At 56.8% G+C, this 9,195-nt stretch carries 8 protein-coding genes; 2 read left to right on the top strand and 6 right to left on the bottom strand.

Features of this window, described 5'->3' with window-relative positions; genetic code table 11:
* The 5 genes from F5897_RS07820 to F5897_RS07800 all read right to left on the bottom strand — a co-directional run.
* A partial coding sequence (locus tag F5897_RS07820; protein WP_183305097.1) for an acyl-CoA dehydrogenase family protein occupies window positions 1-1,423 on the bottom strand: 1,423 nt, incomplete at its 3' end.
* A 252-nt stretch (window positions 1,424-1,675) separates the two neighbouring features.
* The gene (locus F5897_RS07815) at window positions 1,676-3,727 is read right to left on the bottom strand and encodes a DEAD/DEAH box helicase (protein WP_183305096.1); all 2,052 of its coding nucleotides are present in this window, start codon (window positions 3,725-3,727) and stop codon (window positions 1,676-1,678) included.
* Window positions 3,728-3,960: 233 nt separating this feature from the next.
* Complete coding sequence (locus tag F5897_RS07810; protein WP_183305095.1) at window positions 3,961-5,382, bottom strand: MFS transporter; 1,422 nt, start codon at window positions 5,380-5,382, stop codon at window positions 3,961-3,963.
* Window positions 5,383-5,432: 50 nt separating this feature from the next.
* Window positions 5,433-6,278 carry a glycerophosphodiester phosphodiesterase family protein gene (locus F5897_RS07805; RefSeq protein ID WP_183305094.1) on the bottom strand — a complete coding sequence of 282 codons (846 nt, stop codon included), beginning with the start codon at window positions 6,276-6,278 and terminating at the stop codon, window positions 5,433-5,435.
* A gap of 55 nt (window positions 6,279-6,333) precedes the next feature.
* On the bottom strand, window positions 6,334-6,960 hold the full coding sequence (locus F5897_RS07800) for a hypothetical protein (RefSeq protein WP_183305093.1): 627 nt from the start codon (window positions 6,958-6,960) through the stop codon (window positions 6,334-6,336).
* Between the two features lie 164 nt (window positions 6,961-7,124).
* Here F5897_RS07800 and F5897_RS07795 point away from each other — a divergent pair, with 164 nt between their 5' ends.
* Window positions 7,125-7,325, top strand: a complete 201-nt coding sequence (locus F5897_RS07795; RefSeq protein ID WP_124825122.1) for a DUF3073 domain-containing protein — start codon at window positions 7,125-7,127, stop codon at window positions 7,323-7,325.
* Between the two features lie 124 nt (window positions 7,326-7,449).
* Here F5897_RS07795 and purM read toward each other — a convergent pair whose 3' ends face one another.
* Window positions 7,450-8,550, bottom strand: a complete 1,101-nt coding sequence (gene purM, locus F5897_RS07790) for a phosphoribosylformylglycinamidine cyclo-ligase (RefSeq protein ID WP_183305092.1) — start codon at window positions 8,548-8,550, stop codon at window positions 7,450-7,452.
* 109 nt (window positions 8,551-8,659) lie between these two features.
* Here purM and F5897_RS07785 point away from each other — a divergent pair.
* The coding region (locus F5897_RS07785; RefSeq protein WP_183305091.1) for a class II glutamine amidotransferase at window positions 8,660-9,195 on the top strand (536 nt) is incomplete at its 3' end.

Below are 9,195 nucleotides of genomic sequence, written 5' to 3'. Positions count from 1 at the left end.
GCACCACCTGCCGCAGCCCGAAACGACTGAGTTTATTAATCAGCTGCTGCTTCGCGGCTTTCACCAGGGCGTCTTTGGGTTCGATGTCCTTGAAGCTCTTGGCGTAGTCTGCCAGCAGTCGCTTGCCAACCAACTGCAGCAGCACATGGTTATCTCCCTCGAAGGTGACATAAATGTCAAGGTCTTGCCGCAGTGAAACAAAGCGGTTTTTCGCGATAAACCCGGAGCCGCCGCAGGCTTCGCGGCACTCCTGCAGCGTGTCAAGCGCCGCCCAGGTTGACAGCGGTTTCAGCGCTGCCGCGAGAGTCTCCAATGCTTCCCGGTTGTCATCACTGTCGTTTTTGCCGCTGAAAACCTCGTCAAACACGGTCAGTAGCCGCTCGTGCGCGAACTGCATCGCATAGGTGCGAGCCAACCGCGGCAGCAGTCGGCGCTGATGTAGCCCGTAATCGTTAAGCACGCGCTCTTTCCCGTCTGGGCCGGGGAATTGACGGCGCTCATTGCCGTAGGTGAGCGCAACTGCCAGCGCCAGCTTCTGCGCATTCACCGCGGCGCCGTCGAGGGAAACGCGGCCCTGCACCAGGGTGCCGAGCATAGTAAAGAAACGTCGTCCCGGGTTGGTGATTGGCGAGCTGTAGGTGCCGTCTGCCGCAACATCACCGTAGCGGTTAAGCAAATTAGTGCGCGGAATCCGCACCCGGTTAAAGTGTAAGCGCCCGTTGTCGATGCCGTTCAAACCACCTTTAAAGCCGTCGTCTTCGCTGCCAACGCCCGGCAACATTTCACCTTCTGGGGTGCGGATCGGCACGAAAAAGGCGTGCACACCGTGGTTTACATCTTTGGTGATCAGCTGCGCAAACACCACCGCTGCTTGCCCATGCAGCGCCGCGTTGCCGAGGTAATCTTTCCAGGCCGCGCGGTACGGGGTGTGAATCTCGAACTCTTCAGTTTCAGGCAAATATGTTGCGGTGGTGCCAATTGATGCCACGTCAGAGCCGTGCCCGATTTCTGTCATTGCGAAAGCGCCCGGTAGCTTTAGGCTGAGCACGTCGGGCAGCCACTGCTGATGATGTGCCGTGGTGCCGAGATGCAAAATCGCGGCGCCAAACAGCCCCCACTGCACTCCGCTTTTAATTTGCAGCGAAGGATCAGCGAAAACCAGTTCTTCGAACGCGGCGATGCTCCCGCCATGGTTATCTCCGCCGCCGACACTCGCCGGAAAGGCACGCTGAATCGCCTGCCGCCGCACCAACTCGTGCAGTTGCCCAAAAACTCGCTCGCGCTGCTCCTGCATAGTCAGCCCAGGGATGTGCTGCATCTCTGGATCCGCTGCAATCTGTCGTGACGCTAAGCGCTCGTCACGCCATTTACCGAGCAGCTCTTTGCCCAGCAGGCTCACATCGATTTTTGGGGTAGGTTGCATTTTGACTCCTTTGCCGTTTCGTGGTTACTACCTTAGCGCGGTTATTTTCGGCTCGCATCTGTTATCATCTCAGCCACAAAGCCGCACTGCACCCAGACCGCTTTTTTATATATTTTATACAAACTGCTTCAATAATATCTGGATGCAACAAACAGAAAACCCGCCCTGCGCACAGCGCAGCACGGGTTTTCTCGCATTGTAGCAGCACCCAGGGTTGAGCCCTACACCGGTTAACGCACCGAACTTTGGGCGTTAGAACGCCTCGCCGGCAGTGAAATCCTCCGCATAGTCAACGTCGTATGCAGTTTCCTGCCAAGGCGCGACATCGCCAGGACCAAAATCACCGAAGAAAGCCGGCGCCAGCTGCGCATTTTCAAACAGTTGACGGGTGCGCTTCTGTCGGTTACGTGGAATCACAGTAACCACGGTGCCGGTGTTCCCCGCGCGGCCGGTCCGCCCAGCGCGATGCAGATAGGTCTTGTAATCATCTGGTGGATCAGCCTGCACCACCAGCGCCACATCGTCAACGTGGATGCCCCGCGCAGCGACATCCGTTGCCACCAAGACCCGGGCTTTACCGTCCGCGAAACGCTTGAGATTACGCTCTCGCTTGGCCTGGTTCAGGTTGCCATGCAGATCCACCGCCTTAATATCGGCATCTTCACACATCTCCCGCAGAGTTTCTGCGTAAGCACGAGTGCGGGTAAACACAATCACGCTGCCGACAGCCTCCGCCAAAATTTCGGTCAACACCTGGGTTTTGTCTTCGCGCAACACCACGAGAACGTGATGCTCACTGGTGCTCTGCTCCTGTTCAGCAACCTCGTGCACAGCAGGCTCCACCAGAAATTCGGTTACCAGCTTTGTCACCTGTGCGTCAAGCGTCGCCGAAAACAGCAGTTTTTGAGCACCGGGAGCAACCCCGCGCCAGATGCGCTGCACCGGCTCTACGAAGCCAAGCTCAGCCATGTGGTCGGCCTCATCAAGCACCGCGATCGCAACTTTACCGATGTTCAGGTCACCGCGCTCAATCAAATCTTCCACACGCCCTGGGGTGCCGATGACAATATCAACTCCGAGCTTCAGGGCGTGCTGCTGTCGCGCCAGCGAAGCTCCGCCAACCACCTGGGTTGTGAAGAGACCAACAGCACGCGCCAAAGGCTGCACAGTCTTGTCGATTTGCAGCGCCAGCTCACGAGTTGGCGCCATAATCAACGCTTTCGGAGCCCGGCCACGCACAAACTCTCGCCGCTTGCCCCGCTCGCGCTTTGGCGGCTGTGGGTCACCGTCAAACAGGCCCTCTGCTTTCAGCTGCAACAGCCGCTCCACGAGCGCCGCACCGAAAGCAATTGTTTTGCCCGAGCCGGTGCGTCCGCGACCGAGCACGTCACGGCCCTGCAGCACGTCTGGAATTGTTGCCGCCTGAATCGCAAACGGGCTGGTTGCGCCCATCTCCGCGAGAGTGTCACACAGACGGTCGCCGAGACCGAGGTCAGAGAAGCTCAGGTGCGCGACGTCAGCTGCGCTGGTCTGGGTTGCTTCCAAGCGCTCCAGCACCACATCCGGGGTTGGCATAAAGCCGCCCTTCCCGAAACCTTGTTTAGCACCATGCTTGGCGCCTCGCTTGCGGTCCTGTTTAGCACTGTGCACGAAACGGTCTTCCCGGCCGGCTTGCACCCCGCGGCCACTGCGCTCATCCCGCGACCGCGACGACTCGCGCTGCCTCTGCAGCTGAGCATCATCACGGTTACCGAAGAAGTGCACCCGACTGCCGTTTTCCCGTTCATAACGCTGATAAGCTACCGCGTCTATCCGGCCTGATTGTGGCTGCTGCCGCCGCCGACTCTGCTCAAAGCCGTCGCGCAGGTTAGACCGCTGCCACATATCCCGCTCATAGTCCTGCCGGCGACCCTGAGGTTCCGGCCGCTGCCCGCGGCGGCGGCCATCCCGCCCAGCAGCGTAACCACCACCGTGCTTACTGCGATGCTGATAGTCGCCACCTCGATTGCCGCGGTGCTCAAAGTCCCCGCGCCAGTTACCACCGCGATCATAATCACCGCCGCCACGACGGCCAGAACGTTCGCTGCGAACTCCGCCGCCACGATTGGCACGCTCACCGCGGAAGTGCTCAGCATGGGAACGTTCGCTGCGATCAAAACGCGCAGCTTGAGTACGGCGGCTTGATCCACCGCTGAATTCGTCGCGACCCTGATGCTGATGAGCACTGCGCCCCTGGCGTTTTTTGCCACGATTCGGGTCGTAATTTTTGGGTGCCTTAAAACCACGCTTTTGTTTGCGTGCCATAATTTTTTAACTTTCTACAAGCGCAAAGCGCAGCGTTTTGTCAAAGCACAAAACGTCACAAATGCGAGATCATCAATGTTCGGCCGATTGGCCCGCACTCGTTATACCTCAAACGAGCCTTGACCGCTCACGTAATAATTTGCTTTGCCGCATGCAGCCAACCTCACAAGCCTAGCACAGCACCAACAAATAAACCAGCGTCTATAAAGCCGTACAAATTAAAGCCAAAGAATTTAAGCCAAGGCCGCCTCACGCACTTCATGTTGCACTCGTGCTGGAACCATCAACCAGAAGGCAATTAGACCAATCACCAACACCGTTGCAATGCCTAGCGCACCGAAGTGAGCAGAGCCGAAGATTCCGATTGCTGCGGTCCAAGCAGCGGGCGCTAAGAAGCTCACAGCACGGCCAGTTGTGGCATACATGCCAAACACCTCGCCCTGGTTCTGCGGCGGAGTTAAACGGCTCAGCAGCGAGCGGGTTGCCGACTGCGCCGGGCCGACAGTTGCGGCGATTAGCAGCCCGCCAGCCCAGAACACAATCTTGCCGTAGTCACGTAGGAAGAAAATCGCAAGCAAGCACACAATCAAGAGCAGCAGTGAGCCGAGAATCACGTTGCGAGCTCCAACCTTATCTTCGAAGGCACCCACCAGCATGGTTGTCAGGCCAGCAACAATATTCAGCGCCACACCAAACAGCATCACCTCAGTCGGAGTGAAACCAAAGGTAAGACTCGCAAGGATTGCACCAAACACAAAAACTCCGATGATGCCATCACGGTAAATAGCGCTCGAAATCAACACCCCGAAAACTGTGCGATGGTGCTTAAAAATCCGCCATAAATCCTGCACCACAATTTTGTAAGACCTCAGGAAGCTAACTTTTTTCTTGTCCCCACGCACCGGCGACTCCGGCACGAAAAACAGGAATGGCAACGCAAAAAGCAGGGTCCAAACACCTGCGCCAACAGCAATCAGCCGGTATGCCATCCCGTTTGAGGTGTCCATCCCAAACCAGTTGAGGTTAGTGACAACAATCACTATGACCAGCGCAAAAATTCCGCCCAAGTATCCGCTACCCCATCCAAGCCCGCTGATTTTCCCGATGTTCTTCGGGGTTGAAACATCGAACAGCATAGCGTTGTAGCTAGCACCCGCAATCTCGCTCGCCACCGAGCCCAGTGCAATTATTATTGCGCCAAGGATGAAGAGCCGTGGATCAGCCTCCACAAAAAACAGTGAGAACTGCAGCAGTATGAGCAGCACGGTACTCATCACAACCCATTGTTTCTTTTTGCCGCGCGAATCTGCTTGCTGCCCCAAGGCCGGCGCTAGAATCAGCACCACGAGCCCGGCAAAGAATGTGATTAGGCCGTAATCACTTGAGAGCTTCGCAAGCCCTTCGCAGTAGCTAGAGGCGGAGTCTGCGCCTGCGCAATCAAGTTTTCCGTCGCTGCCCAACGCCGCCACCTCCGGTGGCAGGAAGGCATCAGAAACCAGGTAGAGAGAAACCCAGATGAAAGTCACCAACAGAGTGTGAAAAGGCTGGGTTGCCCAGTCCCAAAGCACCCACGAAAAAACGGTGCGTTTTGCAATCCGGAGCGAATTTGGTGCCGGCTCGGGGGTGGCTGCTGTCTCTGGTTTCATGTCTCCCATGTTTTTCAATATACCAAGTCCAAAAAATAGCCGGGTTTATTACGCTAATTTCACCGCAACACCTGCAAAGCAGTGTGCGCCCGGTCGGTAATAATACCTGCGGCCCCGGCAGCGACCAACCGCCGCATCTGCTCTGGATCGTTAATCGTCCAAACATGCACCTCCACACCGACCAAACTCGCCGCCGCAACCAGCTGTGGCGAAAACACGCGTATCCCGAAATAGCGCTCAGGAATCTGCAGCGCAGCAAACTTACGCAATTGCCGCAATAAACACCGTCGCAACAGCTTCCCGCCATGCAGCGCAAGCCAAATGCCCAATAAAGCGGTGCGCCCCGGAGCCTCGGCCGGCAACACTGTAGCAGCGAGGTGTGGATCGCCGTCTGCCGCATCACTCCCAGTCGTGCCCGCTGTGGCTGCGAGCTGTGCCGAGGCAGTGGTAAAAGCAACTTTGCGGCGCTTATCGGAAAAACTGGTGAGCATCACGCGATTCCCGTGCGCTGCTATTTCTCGACCCACAGGAACCGCCGCCGCCGCAACTTTCACATCGAGTTGAAATTTCGTGTCGGGAAACTGCTGCAGCGCTTCCCGCACGGTCAGCAAACCCCCGCAGGGCTCCAGCAGCTCTCGCAGCTGTGCCACGGTTAAATCGCGCACCCGCCGCGGATCCCCAATTACCCGCTGCAGGTCCGGATCGTGCACCAAAATGGCCACCCCATCTGCACTGACATGACAATCAGACTCAATCGCGTGCGCTCCCGCAGCAATGCCGGCGGCAATTGCCTCGCGGGTATTTTCCACCACACCACGGGCAGCGAGCTGCGGCGTCACCAGCCCACGGTGCGCCACCACGCGCGGATACTGCCCGCCGGAGAAGTAAGGGTGTGTTGTTTGCAAAATATGCTCCTGCCTACTGGGGTAACTAGAGTGGCTTCTCGGGATGGGCGACGACTTACTGGTTGACGGTTTCAAACTGCACCGGCAACATAATATCTTGCACGCGGTCTTTTAAAGCAGTGTGATCAGCACGAGTCACCAAGGCGCAGGCAGTGACGGTGCAATCGAGTCCGTTGCTGCTCACCGCAGGCACCAGCAAATCAATTTTGAATTCACCGGCCTGCGCGTTCTGCCAGCCGTGGGTTGCGAACTGCCGCCATAGCAGGTCGTCAGTAATCCAGGCGCTGGTAAGCAGCTGCCCTTGCGCCGCTGTGGCGAGATCCTCGGTTGCCGGAATCTCTCCCAGACACGGGCCTAGGCGCCCACCAGCCACCGGAATCTGACAGAAACTCACGTATATTCCGATTCCGGAATCATATCCGGTGCCGTGCACAGTAACCACTTCACCGGGGTGTAAGGCCTGCATATCCGCGGGCGCTCCAGCTGCCGTGGTAACGGTCAATGTACGGGTGTTACCGTCCTCCCCGACAGCGGTCACAGTATGTCCGCTAGTTGCAGCAAGATCTTGCCCGGAGCCCCCGGCGCTTTGGTGCGTCAAAATAGGCACAAAGACCACGGCTGCAGCAATCAGTAAAAGACCAAGCAGCACCGTGAGAGCTATTAAGAGTGGGCGCTTTTTCATACTCCCATCTTATGCTTTCGTAAGGTTTACAGCGAACTTGTAGCGATTTTTGAGCGGCATAATTTGTTTCCGGTATTAGTCATGCTAATATCTTTTGCATACGTCTATTTTTATTTGTTTCGCCGCTGTTTTATACAGCCTGATGTCTAGAGGGGGTCACGCATATGGGGCGCGGCCGTCAAAAAGCCAAACACACTAAAGTCGCTCGGCAGCTGAAATATTACAGCCCGACCACAGACTTGTCAGAACTTGAGCGCGAGCTACACTCTGAAGCCGAACGGGATACATACGAAGATCCGTGGGCAGAGTACGCTGCGAAATACAATGACGACAGTGAAGAAGATTACGCTGACGAGACCGTCTAAAATCTAGCTTCCGCTACACTAACTGCTCACACAAAGCATCACCGGCTTATTTAAAGGCTTATTTAAATAGGTGCGGGGGCCGTATCACGCCCCGCACCCTTAAACTGTGTTAACCCAGCAGCTGCTATTGCCGATACTCACCAACCAAGCGCACGGCACCTCCGTCAACACCCTTTGCGCCGACTTCAAAACCGGTTAGGTCACGCTCGCCGCGCACCACACGCGCCGCTTCCCAAACCTCAAGGCCGTGCACACGCAGTGTCGCTGCAACCGCATCCGCTTGTTCCGCAGCAACCACCGCTGCCATCCCCATGCCGAGATTCCAAGCACCCTCAACGGCGGCAAGACTGTGTCCGCCTAACTCGGCCAAGTGCGTAAACACGGTCGGCACCTGCCAGGTGGCACGATCCACCTCAGCCCACATCCCCTGTGGCAGCACACGCGCCAGGTTTGCCGCAATACCGCCTCCGGTGATGTGACTTAGTGCGTGAATAGCGCCTGGATGTGCCGCAATCGCTGCGAGTAGCGGCGAGGTGTATAGCATAGTTGGCTCAAGCAGCGCTTCGCCGTAGGTGGCACCCAGTTCTGCGCTGTGCGTGTGATAAGTCAAGCCACACTCCGCCATAATGTGTCGCACCAGGGAGAAACCGTTAGAGTGCAACCCACTGGCAGCCATCGCCAGAATTACGTCACCGTCACGCACCAGCTCAGGACCCAACACATCAGCTGCCTCAACCACCCCAAAGGCGGCGCCCGCAACGTCATACTCGTCGATGCCGAGCAGCCCCGGGTGCTCCGCAGTTTCCCCACCAACCAACGCTGTGCCGGTTGCCGCGCAGGCGTTAGCGATGCCGCGCACGATATCAGCGATACGTTCTGGAACCAGCTTGCCACAAGCGATATAGTCGGTCATCGCCAGCGGCTTCGCGCCCACCACTACAATGTCATCGACAATCATCGCTACCAGGTCTTGCCCAATGGTGTCATGCTTATCCATCGCCTGCGCAATCGCGACTTTGGTGCCAACTCCGTCAGTTGCGCTCGCTAAGAGTGGCCGCTTGTACCGCAATAGCGCTGAGGCGTCAAACAGCCCCGCAAAGCCACCAACTCCGCCTACAACTTCAGGACCATGGGTGCGGCTCACCGCTTCCTTCATAAGTTTTACTGCTAAATCACCCGCGTGGGTGTCAACACCGGAAATTGCATACGCTGATTTTTCGCTCACACCTTAATTCTATGCGAAACTAGAAGGGTGTGGTTACCGCTGTCGCCATAATTCCGACTGTGGTGAACACAATATTTTCCTCAATATTTGCTTATAGGAGAGCTAACATATGTGCGGCATCGTAGGAATGGTTGCAACCGAACCGGTTAATCAACAAATTTATGATGCACTGCTGCTACTACAGCACCGCGGCCAAGATTCCACAGGCATTGCCACAGCCGAGGGCACAATGTTTCACACTGTGAAGGTTAAAGGGCAGGTACGCGAAGCATATCGCACCCGTGATATGCGGTCGCTGCTAGGCAATATGGGGCTCGGACACGTACGCTACGCGACTCGCGGCGCAGCCAACAAAGAGCAAGAGGTGCAACCATTTTATGTCAATGCGCCGTACGGCATTATTCTCGTACACAACGGTAATCTCACTAACACCCGGGAGCTCACAGAAACTTTGCGAGGGGTGGATCGCCGCCACCTCAACACCTCCAGCGACACTGAGCTGTTGCTTAATGTTCTCGCCAATGAGCTGCAGCGCACCGCGACTGATGCTGATCTCACTCCGGAGATGATTTTTGCCGCGGTCACACAGCTGCACGAGCGAGTTGAGGGCTCTTACGCCGCGATTGCCCTGATTGCCGGGCATGG

This window comes from Canibacter oris, from assembly GCF_014197205.1.
Lineage (GTDB): Bacteria > Actinomycetota > Actinomycetes > Actinomycetales > Microbacteriaceae > Canibacter > Canibacter oris.
The sequence above is the reverse complement of the archived record's forward strand: the minus strand, read 5'-3'. Positions and strand labels throughout refer to the sequence as shown.

Bases quoted from the DNA above. Each gene is read 5' to 3' on its own strand.
- F5897_RS07795 (WP_124825122.1), top strand. From the start codon at position 7,125: ATGGGGCGCGGCCGTCAAAAAGCCAAACACACTAAAGTCGCTCGGCAG.
- F5897_RS07810 (WP_183305095.1), bottom strand. From the start codon at position 5,382: ATGGGAGACATGAAACCAGAGACAGCAGCCACCCCCGAGCCGGCACCA.
- F5897_RS07800 (WP_183305093.1), bottom strand. From the start codon at position 6,960: ATGAAAAAGCGCCCACTCTTAATAGCTCTCACGGTGCTGCTTGGTCTT.
- F5897_RS07815 (WP_183305096.1), bottom strand. From the start codon at position 3,727: ATGGCACGCAAACAAAAGCGTGGTTTTAAGGCACCCAAAAATTACGAC.